This is a genomic window from Achromobacter sp. SIMBA_011, from assembly GCF_046535435.1.
GTDB lineage: Bacteria > Pseudomonadota > Gammaproteobacteria > Burkholderiales > Burkholderiaceae_B > Achromobacter > Achromobacter dolens.
This window is the reverse complement of record NZ_JAWRWN010001274.1, coordinates 1-234: the sequence shown is the minus strand read 5'-3', so window position 1 is coordinate 234 and position 234 is coordinate 1. Positions and strand designations below refer to the sequence as shown.

At 68.8% G+C, this 234-nt stretch carries 1 protein-coding gene; it reads right to left on the bottom strand.

Going from position 1 to position 234, the window contains the following annotated elements:
* Positions 1-234, bottom strand: a 234-nt coding sequence (locus tag SB816_RS35160) for a sialidase family protein (protein WP_410548644.1), incomplete at both ends; no start/stop codon positions are given.

Below are 234 nucleotides of genomic sequence, written 5' to 3'. Positions count from 1 at the left end.
GGCCCCGTCGTCATGCGAGATCTTGCGCCAGAACCCGGTCGGCAGCGTCGTCGTGTTGCCGGCCTGCAGCTCGCGGAAATCGTAGTAGGTCACCATCACCGAGCCCGCATTGTCGACGCGCACCGACGGATTGAACGCGGGGCGCCCGGTCGGCGTGTTCACCTGCAGCGGCGCACTCCAGCTCGCGCCGCCGTCCTTCGACGTCGAGAGCGCGACCTCGTCGTACTTGCCGCC